We start from the raw sequence: 16,638 nt of genomic DNA on the forward strand, positions 1-16,638 counted from the left end.
GATGACCAAGGACATCACGCTCGAGTCGGCACCGGACCTCCGCCGCATCTATGCCACGGCCGCCCTGCGCCGAGGCAACGCGAGCGACACGCTGCCCGACGTGCGCTGGTCTCGGGCGGGCGTACGCGTCGACGTCGACGACCTCGTCGCCTACGCACGCGTGTGCCGGTTCCCGGTGTCCGGCACCCTGCCGCCGACCTACCCCCACCTCGTCGCCTTCCCGGTCCAGATGGTCGCCATGAGCGGCGACCGCTTCCCGCTCCCGCTGCTCGGTGCCGTCCACGTCGAGAACCGCATCGACGTCGTCCGTCCCGTCGACGTCGACGAGCCGCTCGACGTCTCCGTGTGGGCTCAGGACCTCCGGCCGCACCGCCGCGGGCGTCAGGTCGACCTCGTGTCCGAGGTGACGGTGCGTGGCGAGGCAGTGTGGCGCGGGGTGAGCACCTACCTCTCGCGCGGCGCCGAGCACCCCGAGGCCGAGCCGTCCGAGCCGCCGTCCACGGACCCGCTCGCAGCCGTCACGGCGGGGCCGCTGTGGCGCCTCGGCGAAGGCACCGGACGCGCGTATGCCGCCGTGTCGGGCGACTGGAACCCCATCCACGTCCACGCCCTCACGGCCAGGCCGTTCGGCTTCCCGAGCGCCATCGCCCACGGGATGTACTCCTACGCAAGGGTGCTCGCCTCACTCGGGCCCAGACTGCCGGAGGCCGGGCTCACCAGCCACGTGTGGTTCCGCAAGCCGGTGCGCCTCCCGTCGTCCGTCCGCCTGCGCACGGCGTTCGAGGCGTCACGCACGCTCTCGGTCCTCGAGGACGCGAAGGGCGAGATCGGGCACGCCGTCGTCGAGAACACCTGGTGACCCTCCCACCCGTCGACAGGACGTGAACGGCCGTCGGTCCGCGGTCGAGAGGCCACTCCTCGTGACGAGGGGTGGCCCTCGACGGTCCGAGCAGGTCAGCGCTCCGGCAGGTCGAGCGGGCGCGCCAGCCGGTGGACGCCGCTCCGCACGACGTAGCCGAGCTCCCGGTTGATCCGGCGGATCCCGTGGTTGTGCTCCTCGTTGCTCGTGCGGCTGGAGGTGGCCCCGGCTGCGCGGGCGGCGAGGTGGGCCCGCTGCTTGACCAGGACCATCAGGCCGCGACCCCGGAAGGTCGGGTCCACACCGCTGTAGGCGATCGACAGCGTCGCGTCGTCGACCCCGCCGAAGGTGATGGCGGCCGGCGTCCCGTCGACCCGGGCGACGACGCCGATCGGGGTCTCGCCCGTGGCGATGAGGCTGCGCAGCTTGGCCAGGTCGAACACCCACCCCTGCGCGGCCTCGGGGTTCGTCTGACTCGCCAGCAGCATCCGCTCCACCGCGTCCGCGTCGTCGAAGACGAGGTCGGGCACCTCGTGCAACGTCACGCCTGGCGGCGGCTCCGGCTCGGGCAGGGCGGCGAGGTCGAGGACCGACTCGATCGAGTGCTCCGCGACCTCGAACCCCCAGTGGTGCGCGACCGCGAGCGAGCGGGGGTCGTCGTCGAAGGTGCCGCCGACGAGGTGGGTCGTCCCCTCGGGGAGCTGCTCCAGCAGGCTCGCCCTCAACGCTCGCCCCACACCCCGCCCCTCGTGCTCCCGGGCGACGATGACCCGCAGGAACGACCGACCTGACGGTGCGAAGCGCGGGTGCGCCGTGAACCCCACTCCGAGCATGACCCCGTGCCGGTCGACCGCCTCGACGGCGACGAGCCCGTCGAAGAGCTCCGGCGAGCTGAACATCCATCCGACGTCGGTCCGGGTGACGTGCACCTGACGGGCACAGACGAGATCCAGGGCCTCCTCCTGTCGTCGGGCCGGAAGGGGAGCGGTGCGCAGCTCCGAGGGGTCGGGTGGCACCGCCGACCACCGGCCCTCGAACCCGACGACCTCTACCGGTTCCATCACGACGGCTCCTTCCGCCAGACCCAGTTGCGCCTGTCGTAGACCTCGACGAAGCCCGACCGCAGCATGTTGTGCAGCGACGGGTTGTGCGCCCCCTCGAGCTCCTGCCACGTCTCCGCGCTCATCCACGAGCACCCCGCGGCCCGTGCCGCGTCGACGCGCATCCGCATGAAGGCCGACTGGGCGCCGCGGCCGCGGGCCTCGGGCAGCGTCGCCGCCCCGCAGAACGCGGCCGCCGGCCCCGCGACGTGCAGGTTGGCCGAGGCGACGAGCTCGTCGCCGTCCCAGGCGCCGTACGCGGTGAACCCGGGACCATCCGCCCCCGCAGCGGCGAACATCGAGAGCAGGTGCGGCTCCGGCGGCATGCCGAAGCCGGCAGCGAAGACGCGGGCGTAGGCGTCGGCGTCCTCGGCCCCGACCGCGTCCACCCGGAGGTCGGTGCTCGACGTCGTCGACGGCGCGTCGGCCGGGCGCAGCAGCTTGGCCCAGACGGAACCCCCGACGATCCCGTGGTGGGCGCACACGTCGTCCCAGTCGTCCGGCAGCGCGGATGGAGCGACCTGCAGGCACAGGGCCGGCGCCCCCGCCGAGGCGTAGAGGTCCACGAGGTGGGCGACGAGGTCCTCGCTGACGGGCTCGGTCACACCGAAACCGAGGGCCTTGTTCCAGTAGCCACCGGTCGGGTCGCCGGCCATGACGACGGCAACGCCGCCGGCGACGCGTTCCGACCGCATGCCCAGTGCGGCCTTCGCCTCGGTCGGCGCGCTGTCGTGGAGGGCGATCATGAACTCCGCCTCGGCCGTCTCCGCCAGGGCGACCGCTGCCGCGGGATCGAGCCCGAGCCTCTCCCACCCGGGGACGGGCTGCAGGGACGGGCTGTCGGTCATCTGCTCCACGGGCGTGCCTCCCTCTGTCGGGGCGCGCTCCGAGCGGGCCGCCCGGGTCACCAGTATCCGCCTGGCGGGGCTTCTGCGGGGCACTTCGCACCGGCTCGGAGGACCCATGACCAAACCGTGTCGCCCGCCTCGCCGGCGCCTCGATACCCTTGCACGAGCCGCCCGCAGCGGCGCCACCCACGACCCGTCGCCCGCCGGCGGGTCCCTGTCGAACGAGGAGCACCAACCGTGTCTGCACAGATCACCGTCACCGTCGCCGGAAGCGAGCGATCGGTTGCGGAGCAGACGACGGCGGGTGAGCTCTTCGAGGGTGACCGCGCCGTCGTCGTCGCGCGCGTCAACGGTCAGCTGCGCGACCTCTTCCACGTCCTCGCCGAGGGCGACGTCGTCGAGCCCGTGACCGTCGACAGCGAGGACGGGCTCGCCGTCCTGCGTCACTCGACGGCCCACGTGCTCGCCCAGGCCGTGCAGCAGCTTCACGCCGACGCCAAGCTCGGCATCGGCCCGCCGATCCGCGACGGCTTCTACTACGACTTCGACGTCGAGACGCCCTTCCACCCCGATGACCTCAAGGCCCTCGAGAAGGCCATGCAGAAGATCATCAACGAGGGCCAGACCTTCTCACGCCGCGTCGTCACCGACGCCGAGGCCCTCGAGGAGCTCGCCCACGAGCCCTACAAGTGCGAGCTCGTCGGGCTCAAGGGCGGCAGCGCCGACGAGGCGGCCGAGGGCGCAGGCGTCGAGGTCGGGGCCGGTGAGCTGACGATCTACGACAACATCCGCCGCGACGGCACCCGCGCCTGGGGAGACCTGTGCCGCGGTCCGCACATCCCGAGCACCAAGCTCATCGGCAACGCGTTCAAGCTGATGCGCTCGGCCGCGGCCTACTGGCGCGGGTCGGAGAAGAACCCGCAGCTGCAGCGCGTCTACGGCACCGCGTGGCCGACCAAGGACGACCTCAAGGCGTACCTCGACCGGCTGGCCGAGGCGGAGCGCCGCGACCACCGCCGCATCGGGGCGGAGATGGACCTCTTCAGCTTCCCCGACGAGCTCGGTTCGGGTCTCGTCGTCTTCCATCCCAAAGGCGGCGTCATCAAGCGGGAGATGGAGGACTACGTCCGCCGTCGGCACATCGAGGAGGGCTTCTCCTACGTCGGCACGCCGCACATCAGCAAGGAGGGCCTCTTCCACACCTCGGGCCACCTGCCGTACTACGCCGACACGATGTTCCCGCCCATGGAGCTCGAGGGCGTCAAGTACCAGCTCAAGGCGATGAGCTGCCCCATGCACAACCTCATCTACCAGTCGCGTGGCCGCTCCTACCGCGAGCTGCCCCTGCGCCTCTTCGAGTTCGGCGGCGTCTACCGCTACGAGAAGTCCGGCGTCGTGCACGGCCTGACCCGTGTGCGTGGCATGACGCAGGACGACTCGCACAGCTACGTCACCAAGGAGCAGGCCCCGGGCGAGATCAAGCACCTGCTCGACTTCTGCCTCGGGCTCTTCCGCGACTTCGGCCTCGACGACTTCTACCTCGAGCTGTCGACCCGCGAGACCGAGGGCGAGAAGGCGGACAAGTTCATCGGTACGAACGCCCAGTGGGAGGAGGCCACCGCGGTCCTCGAGCAGGTGGCCACGGAGTCGGGTCTCGACCTCGTGCCCGACCCGGGTGGTGCCGCGTTCTACGGGCCGAAGATCTCGGTCCAGGCCCGAGACGCCATCGGCCGCACCTGGCAGATGTCGACGATCCAGTACGACTTCAGCCAGCCCGAGCGCTTCGGCCTCGAGTACCAGGCGGCCGACGGCTCGCGCCAGCAGCCGGTCATGATCCACTCGGCGAAGTTCGGATCGATCGAGCGCTTCCTGGGCGTCCTCGTCGAGCACTACGCCGGCGCGTTCCCGGTGTGGCTCGCCCCCGTCCAGGCGCTCGGCGTGCCCGTCGCGGAGGACTACGCCGACTATCTCGGTGAGGTGCTGGACCGCCTCAAGCGCAAGGGAGTCCGCGTCGAGCTCGACGCGAGCGACGACCGCTTCCCGAAGAAGATCCGCAACGCGAGCAAGTCGAAGGTGCCGTTCACGCTCATCGCGGGCGAGGAGGACCGGGCCGCCGGCGCCGTCTCCTTCCGCTACCGCGACGGGTCGCAGAAGAACGGCGTGCCCGTCGACGACGCCATCGCCGAGATCCTCGCCGCGATCGAGAGCCGCGCGCAGGTCTGAGCGCGGTCCGGAGCCGCAGAGCCACCGACGACGTATGCCGTCGGGCCGGGTGCCCCTTCCACGGGACCCCGCCCGGCGGCATACGTCCACTTCTGTCCGATGTCGCGCGTCCATCGGACAGGACAAGGGTCACGGGTTGCCGGACGTGCGGGACGTCACGAGTCTCGGGCAGGACACCGTCGTCGCCTCGTGAAGGAACGTCCCATGCGCACCGTGCTCAGATCCCTCGGCACCGTCGTCCTCGCCGCCTCCGTGCTCGGCCCCGTCCTGCCCTCCGGGGCGCCACCTGCCGCCGCGGCCGAGCGCCTCGTGGACGCGGTCAACCCGTTCATCGGCACCCAGGACAACGGCAACACCTTCCCGGGTGCCAGCGCCCCGTTCGGCATGGTCCAGGTGAGTCCGGACACCGGGGGAGAGGGCGGCTACGACCACTCCCAGACCGCCATCTACGGCTTCAGCCAGACCCACCTCTCGGGCGTGGGGTGCCCCGTCGTCGGCGAGCTGCCGGTGATGCCGACGACGGGCGCCGTGACGACCGTCGACCCGAGCCGCTACCGGTCCACCTACAGCCACTCCGACGAGGAGGCCGAACCCGGCTACTACCGCGTCGGGCTGCCGACGCACGGCGTGCAGGCCGAGGTGACGGCCACCGACCGCACTGGCTGGCAGCGCTACACCTTCCCGGCGGACAAGCAGGCCAACGTCCTGCTCAACACGGGCAAGGCCAACATGCGGGTCTTCGACTCCGAGGTGCACGTCGTCGGCGACCGGGTCGTGGAGGGCCGCATCCACGACGGCAACTTCTGCGCCGGCAAGGACGAGCACACGGTCTGGTTCCGGGCCGAGTTCGACCGGCCCTTCAGCTCGTTCGGCACGTGGAGCGGGTCGACGCTGACGTCGGGAGCCCGGGACGCCTCGACGAAAGACGGCGGCAACGGCGCCGCGGTCACCTTCCCGACCGGCACGACGTCCGTGACGATGAAGGTCGCGCTCAGCTACACCGGCCCGGACGGTGCCCGCGCCAACCTGACGAGCGAGTCCGGTGACTCGTTCGACTTCGACGCCACCCGCGCCGCTCTCGCGCAGCGATGGGAGTCCGAGCTCGGCAAGGCGCGGATCACCGGTGGCGCGCCGGAGCGGCGGACGGCGTACTACACCGCGCTCTACCACTCGCTCATGCACCCGAACCTCGCGTCGGACGTCGACGGTCGCTACCACGGCTGGGACGGGGCCGACCACGTCGCGCAGGGCTACACGCCCCGCCAGAACTTCTCGCTGTGGGACACCTACCGTCCGCAGAACCAGCTCCTCGAGATCCTCGCCCCCGACGTCGCGCGCGACTCGTACCTCTCCGTGCTCGCGATCGGGCGCGAGGGCGGGTGGCTGCCGCGCTGGGCCCTCGTCAACAGCGAGACCAACATCATGACCGGTGACCCCGTGACTCCCTTCCTCGTCGAGGGCTGGAGCAAGGGCTTCCTCGCAGGACACGAGGCGGAGGCGTACGCCCTGCTCAAGCAGAACGCGACCGAGCGGCCGCCGGCCGACAGCCAGTACAACGGCCGCTCCGGTCAGCACTGGTACGAGAAGCTCGGCTACATCCCGTTCGGCCTCGACGTCGGCACCGACTGCGTCTCCCACGGCGGCGACAACGACTGCGCCCACCCGGCCTCCGCGACGATGGAGTACGCCGCCGCGGACGCGTCCCTCGCCCTCATGGCCAAGGGGCTGGGCCACACGTCCGACGCGGCCATGCTGACCGAGCGCAGCGGCTGGTACCGCAACCTTTGGGACGCCGGCACCCAGACGTTTCGTCCGCGCCTGGCCGACGGCACCTGGCTCGACCCGTACGACCCGGTCGAGGCGTCGCACGCCTTCCACGAGGGCGGGTCCTACCAGTACCAGTGGCTCGTCCCGCAGGACCCGGCCGGCCTCACGCACCTCATGGGTGGCCGGGCGGCGACCGAGAAGCGCCTCGACGACTTCTTCGCCTACCCGAAGCTGCTCGCCGACCCGGCCGGCACCGCGCGGACCGACTGGATCGAGGCGACGTACGCCTACTACAGCAAGCCCACCTACAACCCGAACAACGAGCCCGACCTCCTCGCGCCGTACGTCTACGCGTGGGTCCAGCAGCCGGCGAAGATCGCGACCGTGGCCCGCGCCGCCTTCACCCTCTTCACCGCCGGACCGGACGGTATGACCGGCAACGACGACCTCGGCACGATGTCGGCGTGGTACGTCTTCTCGTCGTGGGGGCTCTACCCGACCATGAGCGGCTCGAACGTCTTCGTCGTCAGCTCACCGCAGTTCGAGCGCGTCGACATCGACGTGGCGACGCCGACGTCGGTGCAGACCGGCCAGGGCGGGTCGCTGACGATCACCGCCCCCGGCGTCACCGACGAGCGGCGCTACGTCCAGACGCTGACCGTCGACGGAACCCGCACCACGAAGAGCTGGGTCGGTTGGGACGCCCTGCGCCGGGGCGGGTCGGTCGCCCACACGGTGGGGACGACGCCGAGCCGGTGGGGCACGACGCCCGCCGACGTGCCGCCGTCCGCCGTGCAGGCCGGCCGGGACCCGAGGCTGTCGCTCTCGATGGCCGCGCGACCGAGCCCCGTGGTCGTCCCGACCGGCGCGCGTGAGGCACGCCTGGCCGTCGACCTCGTGGGTCAGGCGCCGATGAGCCTGCCGGTCGACGTGTCCGTCACGACTCCCTCCGGGTGGTCGGCCGTCGTGGGCTCGGGTGACGACGGTGCCGTGGTGCTCCACAGCAACGGGGTCCCCGCGAGCACCACGGTGCCCGTGACCCTCCGGCTTCCCGCCGGCCTCGGGGTCGGCGACCACGAGGTGGTCGTGACCGCCACGGCGCCCGGTCTCGAGCCCGTGACGCGGACCGTGCCCGTCCAGGTGCGCGAGGCCCTCGACTGCGTCGGCGACGCACCCGGCTGCGCGCTCGACCTGGGGCCTGCCCGCAACCACGACGGCACCGCGACCGTCGCCGCGTCCAGCGAGGGCAACTTCGACGGCAGCGGCTGGAGCTACGACGCCGCACTGCTCCCGGTGCCGGGCCCGTGGGTGCATGACGGCATCACGTATGCCGCGCCGGTCACCTCGGGCACGACGCCCAACTTCGTCGAGGGGCGGGGCCAGACATTGCTCGTGCAGTCCGGGAGCCGGACCGCGATCCACCTCGTCGGCTCGACGCACAACGGGGACGTCACGACGGCCGTGCGCCTGACCTACACGGACGGCAGCGTCCAGTCCGTCCCGGTCGCCCTGACCGACTGGGCCGCCGGCAGCGGGCACAACGGCAACACCGTGGCGATCGCCATGGACCACCGGATCAAGGGTGGCTCCGGCGTCGACGGACCTCCTGTCCAGATCTTCGGCACCACCGTCGCCGTCGACCCGGCACGGCAGCTCCAGGCGGTCACCCTGCCCGCCGACGACCGCTTCGAGGTGTACGCCCTCACCCTCCGCTGAGGGGCCCGCCGGCCCCGGCAGTGGCTGACGGGGGGTCGACGAGCCCGATGGTGCGGCGTGTCCGGGCGACACGCCGCACCGCCCGGGACACCGTGAAGAAAGTGCCGACAAGGGCTTGCGCGCCGGCGTCGGCGGAGTTACAAATGAGGGACCGAACCGCTTCGGCGGATCGGTTTCCGAATCGCTTCGGCGAGGACGAACCGAAGGCCCGGGAACTCATACTTCCCGGGCCTTCACCTTCCTTCGCGCCCGTGCGCCAGACGATCCCGTCGACGCCGCGCGCGTCCGAGGATCCCGGCCCTGCGGCTCTCACACCCGCAGGGCTGTTCCACGTCCGGGACCCGGCCCGGGGGGTCCGGGGACGACGAAGGCCCTGCGGTCTCACACACCGCAGGGCCGACTCCATTGAACCCAAGGTCGGGTGCCGGAGGGAAATCGACACGCGGTCGGGCCGCCCTCGCTCGTGGCTGACGGCGTCCTAGGATCAGTCACCATGACGACGCAGGGGAGTGGCCCCACGCCGGCGGGTGGCAGCCCCGCCCCCGAGCCGGCGACCGACTTCGCCCGCGTCGAGGACGGCTTCGAGCGGCTCTGGACCCCGCACCGGATGGCCTACATCCTCGGCGACAAGGCCACCGAGGAGGCCGGGCACGGCTGCCCCTTCTGCAGCGCCCCGGGCAAGAGCGACGAGGAGGGCCTCATGGTCCACCGCGGCGAGCACTGCTATGTCGTGATGAACCTCTTCCCCTACAACCCGGGACACGTCCTCGTCTGTCCCTACCGCCACGTCTCCCTCTACATCGACCTCACCGACGAGGAGACGGCCGAGTTCACGGCCCTGACGAAGCAGGCCGTGACGGCGCTGCAGTCGGCGTCCGAGCCGCACGGCTTCAACCTCGGGATGAACCAGGGTGCCGTCGCCGGGGCCGGTGTCGCGGCCCACCTGCACCAGCACGTCGTGCCGCGCTGGAGCGGCGACTCGAACTTCCTGCCGATCATCGGGCAGACGAAGGCGCTGCCGGTCCTCCTCGAGGACACGCGCACGCGGCTCGTGGCCGCGTGGTCGGCCGACTAACGGGCCACCCCACCTCCTCGTGCAGGTCACGGACGCGCCACGGTGCGTGCGCCGGCGCCGAGCACGCCCGACCGGTCAGTACGCTGTCACCACCATGCTCAACAGACTCCTGCGCGCGTCGCTGACCAAGATCCTCGGTCCGATCGCCCACCTGTTCCTCCGCCTCGGGATCAGTCCCGACGTCGTGACGGTCGTCGGCACCCTCGGGGTCTGCGCCGGAGCGCTGGCCTTCTTCCCGCGGGGCGAGATCTGGGTCGGCGTGCTCGTCATCACGGCGTTCGTCTTCTCCGACAACGTCGACGGCATCATGGCCCGCGAGTCCGGCCGCTCCAGCAAGTGGGGCGCCTACCTCGACTCGACGCTCGACCGGATCGGTGACGCCGCGATCTTCGGCGGCCTCGTCCTCTACTACGCGGGCAAGGGCAACAACCAGCTCATGGCCGGTCTCGCCCTCAGCTGCCTCATCCTCGGCAGCGTCGTGTCCTACGCCAAGGCCCGTGCCGAGGGGCTCGGCTACACGGCGAACGTCGGCATCGCCGAGCGCGCCGACCGGCTCGTCGCGGTCCTCGCCGCGGCCTTCTTCGCCGACCTGTTCAACTCGACGGTCCTGCTCGGCGTCGTCCTGGGCCTGCTCGCGGTCGCGAGCCTCGTCACCGTGCTCCAGCGGATGCTGACGGTGCGCCGACAGGCCCTCGCCTCCGGCGAGGTGGGCGCGTGACCGACCTCGCGCGCCGGGCCACCGACACCGTCAGCGTGCTCGGCTTCAAGCTCGGCTGGTCCGTCGTACGCGCCCTCCCGGAGCGGGCGGCATACGCCCTCTTCGACCGGGTGGCCGACATCGTGGTCCGACGGGGCGGCAAGGGCATCGAGCGGCTGCGCTCGAACTACCGCCGCGTCCGCCCCGAGCTGTCCGAGGGCGACCTCGACGTCCTCGTGCGCCAGGGGATGCGCTCCTACATGCGCTACTACTGCGAGGCCTTCCGGCTCCCGTCGCTCACGCGCGCGCAGATCGACGGCGCGGTCGTCGTGCGCGGCGACGCCGAGATCCGTGAGCTGTGCGCAAGCGGCGAGGCGGGCGTCGTGTTCGTCGGCCACCTGGGCAACTTCGACCTCGCCGCAGCCTGGTCCGCCGGCAGCCTCATGCCGGTGACGACCGTCGCCGAGCGGCTCAAGCCCGAGGAGGTCTTCCAGGAGTTCGTGGCCTTCCGGCGCAGCATCGACATGGACATCATCCCGCTCACGGGCGGCGACGACCCGTTCCACGGCCTGCTCGACGCGGCCCGCGACGGAGGGCGGCTCATCGCCCTCGCCGCCGACCGCGACCTCACCAACGGCGGTGTCGAGGTCGACCTGCTCGGCCACCGCGCCCGGATGGCCAAGGGGCCGGCCGTGCTGTCGCTCATGACCGGGGCCCCGCTCTACGCCGCCCGGATCTGGTACGAACCCGCCCCGGCCGGCACGGGACTCGGCGGCCACCGCACGGTCATCGAGTTCAGCGGCCGGCTCGTGCCGCGGGTCGAGGGCACGACAGCCGTGCGGGCCGCCGACCTCATCCAGCAGTGCGCCGACCACGTCGCCGTCGCCATCCGCGAGCACACGTCGAGCTGGCACATGCTGCAGCGGGTCTTCGTCGACGACCTCGACGCTCCCGCGGCTCCCTCGGCCGTCGCCGCCGCGCAGCCGTCGACCCCGACGACGGGGCGCACGCCGTGAGGATCGGGATCGTCTGCCCGTACTCGTTCGACGTCCCGGGCGGGGTGCAGTTCCACGTGCGTGACCTCGCCGAGTACCTCATCGGGCAGGGCCACGACGTGTCCGTCCTCGCCCCGGCCGACAGCGAGACCGAGCTGCCCGACTACGTCACGTCTGCGGGACGGGCCACCGCCGTGCGCTACAACGGCTCCGTCGCCCGCCTCAACTTCGGCCCGGTCACGGCCTCGAAGGTCGGCAAGTGGCTCGATGCCGGCGAGTTCGACGTCCTGCACCTGCACGAGCCCGTCACGCCCAGTGTCAGCGTGCTCGCCCTCATGGCGGCCGAGGGGCCGATCGTGGCCACCTTCCACACCTCGATGCTGCGGTCGCGGACGATGCAGACGGCATACCCCATCATCCGGCCGAGCCTCGAGAAGATCGCCGGGCGCATCGCCGTGAGCGAGGACGCCAGGCGCACCGTCACGACCCACGTCGGCGGCGACGCGGTCGTCATCCCCAACGGTGTCTACGTCGACCGGTTTGCGAGCGCTCCACGACGGTCCGCCTGGATCGGCACACCGGCCTCGCCGACCATCGCCTTCCTCGGGCGGATGGGCGAGCCGCGCAAGGGACTCCCCGTGCTCGCCACCGCGCTGCCCGAGATCCTGCGCTCGGTCCCGGGACTGCGGGTCCTCGTGGCCGGACCCGGTGACCCCCACGAGGTCACCGAGGGCTGGCCGCCCGAGGTCGTGGCCGCCTGCGAGTTCCTCGGCTCGGTCTCCGACGACGACAAGGCGTCCCTGCTCGCGTCCGTCGACGTCTACGTCGCGCCCAACACCGGTGGCGAGAGCTTCGGCATCATCCTCATCGAGGCCATGAGCGCCGGCGCCTGCGTGCTCGCCAGCGACCTCTCGGCCTTCTCGCGGGTGCTCGACGACGCCAAGGCGGGTGCGATGTTCGCCAACGAGCAGCCCGACGACCTCGCCCGCACGCTCGTCGACCTGCTGCGACGCCCCGAGCGCCGCGCCGAGCTCGCCGCCGCCGGGCAGCGCCGCGCCCGGCTCTTCGACTGGTCGGTCGTCGCCGACGAGATCCTCGCCGTCTACGAGACGGTCATCGAAGGTCGTGCGGCCGCGCACCGGGAGCCGCACGGACGCTGGAACCGCTTCCTGCGTGGGGGTGCCCGGTGAGCGAGATCCTCTCGTGGGTCTTCGCGGTCCTCTTCGTCCTCGTCGTCATCGCCTGGTACCTCTCCTACACAGCGGCCCGCCTCGACCGGCTGCACGTGCGGCTGAGCGGCACGCTGGCAGCCCTCGACGCCCGGCTCGTGCGCCGGGCCGAGGCTGCCGTCGAGCTGGCCAACAGCGGTCTGCTCGACGGCGCGACGTCCCTGATCCTGGCCAACGCCGCGGCGGAGTCGCTCGAGGCGCCGTCCGAGCACGGCAACGCCCGTGAGCTGGCCGAGAACGACCTCACCGAGGCGCTCGACCTGGCCCTGACCCCTGACGCGGTCAGCTCGCTTCGCTCGACGGCGCTGGGGCAGGACGTGCTCGCGAGGCTCGCCTCGGCCTGCACCCGAGTCCAGCTCGCGCGACGGTTCCACAACGACGCCGTCACCGACGTCCGCCGGGTGCGGCGCAAGTGGACCATCCGCATGTTCCACCTCGCGGGCTACACCCCGATGCCGCACACCGTCGAGTTCAACGACGACTCGCCGGAGCACCTCGCGCTCGTGTGACCGGGCCCACGTCGGGGACGGCGGACCACGTCGTGCGCACCCCTCGCGGGGGCCTACGCTTTGAGGCGACACCGAACCCAGATCACGGGAAAGCAGGACATCGTGAGCACCACCCCGACCTCGGGCAGCACGCCCGCGGCTGACCAGCAGAGCGGCACGAGCCACACGGGCACGACGCGCGTGAAGCGCGGCATGGCCGAGATGCTCAAGGGCGGCGTCATCATGGACGTCGTCACGGCCGAGCAGGCCAGGATCGCCGAGGACGCCGGCGCCGTCGCCGTCATGGCCCTCGAGCGGGTCCCCGCCGACATCCGCGCCCAGGGCGGCGTGTCGCGCATGAGCGACCCCGACATGATCGACAGCATCATCGACGCCGTCTCGATCCCCGTCATGGCCAAGGCCCGCATCGGCCACTTCGTCGAGGCGCAGGTGCTCCAGAGCCTCGGCGTCGACTACATCGACGAGTCCGAGGTGCTGACCCCGGCCGACTACGCCAACCACATCGACAAGTGGCAGTTCACCGTGCCGTTCGTCTGCGGCGCGACCAACCTCGGCGAGGCCCTGCGCCGCATCACCGAGGGCGCGGCGATGATCCGCTCCAAGGGCGAGGCCGGCACGGGCGACGTCTCCAACGCGACGACGCACATGCGCACCCTGCGCGCCGAGATCAACCGCCTGCACTCGATGAGCCCCGACGAGCTCTACGTCGCGGCCAAGGAGCTCCAGGCGCCCTACGAGCTCGTCAAGGAGGTCGCCGAGGCCGGCAAGCTCCCCGTCGTGCTCTTCACGGCCGGTGGCATCGCGACCCCCGCCGACGCGGCGATGATGATGCAGCTGGGTGCCGAGGGTGTCTTCGTCGGCTCGGGCATCTTCAAGTCCGGCAACCCGGCCCAGCGCGCCGAAGCCATCGTCAAGGCGACGACCTTCCACGACGACCCCGACGTCATCGCCAAGGTCTCGCGCGGCCTCGGCGAGGCCATGGTCGGCATCAACGTCGACGAGATCGCCCAGCCGCACCGCCTCTCCGAGCGCGGTTGGTGACCTCCGCACCCCCAGCCACACGCTGACGTGTGCCGCCGTGCCCTCCGGGCGCGGCGGCACACGTCAGCCTGGGCCCGGTCGGCCCGGCACCGCGGGCCACCCTGACCCGCGTCGCGCAGACCCGAACACACCGAGAAGGTCACAACCCACCGGCGTCGGATCCCGGTGGGTTGTGACCTGCACGGCGTGTTGCGGGGGCTCGGGGCTGGCACGATCGTCGCGTGAGTCCCACCGGAGCCGAGCTGTCGCGGTCCTACTTCGAGCAGGTCGTCGAACCGATCGTGCGCGGGCGCTGGCCCGGGATGCCCTGTGCCGCGGCGCGCCTCGGGAGCGGGTCCGACGTCCTGGGGCTAGACGACGCGATATCGCGCGACCACGACTGGGGGCTCCGGCTCAACCTCCTCGTCCCGGCGGAGGCGACGACCGCGGTCGACGAGCACCTGGACGCCCACCTCCCCGTGGCGTTCGCGGGACACCCGACGCGCTTCGCGACGACCTGGGACCCCGTCGCCCGACACCGGGTGCAGGTCGAGACGGCGCGCGACCTCGCCGTGTCGCGACTCGGCGTCGACCCCACCCGCGACCTCGACGTCGACGACTGGCTGTCGCTCACGGGCCAGGCCGTCCTCGAGGTCACCGGCGGCGACGTCTTCGCCGACGACGCGGGCGAGCTGGACGGCATACGGCAGCGGCTCGAGTGGTATCCCGACGACGTGTGGCGGCACGTCGTCGCGACGGACTGGGCCCGGCTGTCTCAGGAGCTGCCCTTCGTCGGCCGGACGGCGGAGCGCGGCGACGAGCTCGGCTCGCGGGTCGTGGCCGCACGGCTCACCGGCATCGTCCTGCACCTCGGCCACCTGCTGGAGCGCCGGTGGCCGCCCTACGCCAAGTGGCTGGGCACGAGCTTCGCCGGGCTGCCCCGGGCAGGGGTTGCGCTCGCGCCGCTCGTCCGGGCGCTGGCGGCTGCCGGCTGGCGGCAGCGGCAGGATGGTCTCGTCGAGGCACTGCGCCTGCTCGCCGGGGTCCAGGGCGAGGCCGGACTGCCGACCGTCCACGACCCGGTCGAGCCGTTCTGGGACCGGCCCTACCGCGGGGTGCGCGGCGCCGTGGTCGAGGTCCTCGAGGCGAGCGTCAGCGACCCGGTCGTGCGGGCGCTGCCGCGCGGTGTCGGGTCGGCCGAGCAGCGGAGCGACAACGTCGATGTGCTGACCCACCGAGGTCGACCGATCGAGTGACGGATGGTCCTGCGTCCGGTGGGGTGATCACCACACCAGAGGCAGGACCATCCGCGGCACGATGCGTCAGGTGACGGCGCCGCGCTCGGCGAACTCGGGACGCTCGAACTCGCGCCCGTCGAGGACCTCCTTGACGTGGACCGCGGCCCGCACCGCGTCCACGTGGGTGACGTAGAGCGGTGCGAAGCCGAGCCGGATGATGTCCGGCTCGCGGAAGTCCCCGATGACACCCCGGGCGATGAGGGCCTGCACGACGGCGAACGCCTGGGGGTGGCGCAGCGACACCTGGGACCCGCGGCGCTCCGGCTCGCGGGGCGTCGCCAGCGGGAGGTCGACCCCGAGCGCGTCGAGGGCGTCGATGAACGTGCCGGTCACGGAGAGCGACGCCGCCCGCACGTCGGCGGGGGAGAGGCCGTCGTATGCCGTGAGCGCAGCCTCGAGGGCGAGCACCGAGAGCAGCGGCGGCGTGCCGACGCGGGCCCGGGTGATGCCGGGCGCGGGCTCGTAGTCCGGGCGCATCTCGAACGGTCGGGCGTGGCCCTGCCAGCCGGTCAGCGGCTGCTCGAAGTCGTCCTGGTGCCGGGTCGCGACGTAGAGGAAGGCGGGGGCGCCGGGGCCGCCGTTGAGGTACTTGTAGCCGCACCCGACCGCGAGGTCGGCGCCCCCCTCGTCGAGCTCGACCGCGATCACGCCGGCGGAGTGGCACAGGTCCCAGCAGGCGAGGGCGCCGACGGCATGGGCGGCCTCGGTGATGGCGACGAGGTCCCACAGCTCGCCCGTGCGGTAGTCGACGCTGGAGTAGGAGGCGAGGGCCAGGGCGTCACCGACGTCGGCGATGGCGGCCACCGCGTCACGCGGGTGCACCCGGCGTACCTCCAGGCCCGCCAGGGCTGCCGCCGACTCGGTCATGTAGAGATCGGTGGGGAACGAGTCGGGGTCGGTGAGCACCACCGTGCGGCCGGGACGCAGGCGTCCGGCCCCGACGACGGCCTTGAAGAGGTTCACCGAGGTCGAGTCGGTCACGACCACCTGACCCGGGGCCGCCCCGACGAGGCGCCCGACGAGGTCACCCACGCGGGTCTGCGCGCCCCACCAGTCGGCCTCGTTCCACGAACGGATGAGCCGCTCGCCCCACTGCCGGTGCATCACGTCGTCGACGACGGCCGGCACGGCGCTCGGCAGGGCACCGAGGGAGTTGCCGTCGAGGTAGATCACGCCCTCGGGGAGGGTGAAGAGGTCTCGGGTGCCGTGGAGCGGCGAGGCGGCGTCGGCCTGCTCGGCGCGGGCGGTCAGGGCGTCGTGGGTGTGCACCGTCGTCATGGCCGCAACGTATCCGGTGGCCCA

General features: G+C 72.0%; 13 protein-coding genes. 10 read left to right on the forward strand and 3 right to left on the reverse strand.

Annotated features, from left to right (window positions below):
- Position 1: 1 nt before the first annotated feature.
- Positions 2-859, forward strand: coding sequence for a MaoC/PaaZ C-terminal domain-containing protein (locus ASG96_RS12770; RefSeq protein ID WP_057588140.1), 858 nt, complete (start codon positions 2-4; stop codon positions 857-859).
- Positions 860-954: 95 nt separating this feature from the next.
- Here the strand turns inward: ASG96_RS12770 and ASG96_RS12775 are convergent, their stop codons facing one another.
- Both ASG96_RS12775 and ASG96_RS12780 read right to left on the reverse strand, forming a co-directional pair.
- A complete protein-coding gene (locus ASG96_RS12775; protein ID WP_057588142.1) occupies positions 955-1,920 on the reverse strand; it encodes a GNAT family N-acetyltransferase in 966 nt (321 codons plus the stop codon).
- Positions 1,920-2,807, reverse strand: a complete 888-nt coding sequence (locus ASG96_RS12780) for a GNAT family N-acetyltransferase (RefSeq protein ID WP_057588430.1) — start codon at positions 2,805-2,807, stop codon at positions 1,920-1,922. Before ASG96_RS12780 ends, ASG96_RS12775 begins: the two co-directional genes overlap by 1 nt.
- A 237-nt stretch (positions 2,808-3,044) precedes the next feature.
- On the opposite strand from ASG96_RS12780, the gene thrS reads away from it, so the two are divergent.
- The 9 genes from thrS to ASG96_RS12825 all read left to right on the forward strand — a co-directional run bounded on the left by thrS (position 3,045) and on the right by ASG96_RS12825 (position 15,294).
- The gene (gene thrS / locus ASG96_RS12785) at positions 3,045-5,030 is read left to right on the forward strand and encodes a threonine--tRNA ligase (protein ID WP_057588143.1); all 1,986 of its coding nucleotides are present in this window, start codon (positions 3,045-3,047) and stop codon (positions 5,028-5,030) included.
- 204 nt (positions 5,031-5,234) lie between these two features.
- The gene (locus tag ASG96_RS12790) at positions 5,235-8,513 is read left to right on the forward strand and encodes a GH92 family glycosyl hydrolase (RefSeq protein ID WP_057588144.1); all 3,279 of its coding nucleotides are present in this window, start codon (positions 5,235-5,237) and stop codon (positions 8,511-8,513) included.
- A gap of 493 nt (positions 8,514-9,006) precedes the next feature.
- On the forward strand, positions 9,007-9,588 hold the full coding sequence (locus tag ASG96_RS12795) for an HIT domain-containing protein (RefSeq protein ID WP_056756616.1): 582 nt from the start codon (positions 9,007-9,009) through the stop codon (positions 9,586-9,588).
- 94 nt (positions 9,589-9,682) lie between these two features.
- The gene (gene pgsA, locus ASG96_RS12800) at positions 9,683-10,306 is read left to right on the forward strand and encodes a phosphatidylinositol phosphate synthase (RefSeq protein WP_056757602.1); all 624 of its coding nucleotides are present in this window, start codon (positions 9,683-9,685) and stop codon (positions 10,304-10,306) included.
- A complete protein-coding gene (locus tag ASG96_RS12805; protein ID WP_057588145.1) occupies positions 10,303-11,301 on the forward strand; it encodes a phosphatidylinositol mannoside acyltransferase in 999 nt (332 codons plus the stop codon). Before pgsA ends, ASG96_RS12805 begins: the two co-directional genes overlap by 4 nt.
- Positions 11,298-12,470: a glycosyltransferase family 4 protein gene (locus ASG96_RS12810; RefSeq protein ID WP_057588146.1), complete on the forward strand. Its 1,173-nt coding sequence runs from the start codon at positions 11,298-11,300 to the stop codon at positions 12,468-12,470. The genes ASG96_RS12805 and ASG96_RS12810 overlap by 4 nt, the downstream gene beginning before the upstream one ends.
- On the forward strand, positions 12,467-13,018 hold the full coding sequence (locus ASG96_RS12815) for a hypothetical protein (RefSeq protein ID WP_056756624.1): 552 nt from the start codon (positions 12,467-12,469) through the stop codon (positions 13,016-13,018). Before ASG96_RS12810 ends, ASG96_RS12815 begins: the two co-directional genes overlap by 4 nt.
- A gap of 102 nt (positions 13,019-13,120) precedes the next feature.
- Positions 13,121-14,059 carry a pyridoxal 5'-phosphate synthase lyase subunit PdxS gene (gene pdxS, locus ASG96_RS12820; RefSeq protein ID WP_056756627.1) on the forward strand — a complete coding sequence of 313 codons (939 nt, stop codon included), beginning with the start codon at positions 13,121-13,123 and terminating at the stop codon, positions 14,057-14,059.
- A gap of 221 nt (positions 14,060-14,280) precedes the next feature.
- On the forward strand, positions 14,281-15,294 hold the full coding sequence (locus ASG96_RS12825; RefSeq protein ID WP_057588147.1) for a DUF4037 domain-containing protein: 1,014 nt from the start codon (positions 14,281-14,283) through the stop codon (positions 15,292-15,294).
- A gap of 66 nt (positions 15,295-15,360) precedes the next feature.
- Here the strand turns inward: ASG96_RS12825 and kynU are convergent, their stop codons facing one another.
- Positions 15,361-16,614: a kynureninase gene (kynU, locus tag ASG96_RS12830; RefSeq protein WP_057588148.1), complete on the reverse strand. Its 1,254-nt coding sequence runs from the start codon at positions 16,612-16,614 to the stop codon at positions 15,361-15,363.
- Positions 16,615-16,638 lie beyond the last annotated feature (24 nt).

It is taken from the genome of Terrabacter sp. Soil810 (assembly GCF_001429645.1).
In the GTDB taxonomy this organism is placed as follows: Bacteria; Actinomycetota; Actinomycetes; order Actinomycetales; family Dermatophilaceae; genus Terrabacter.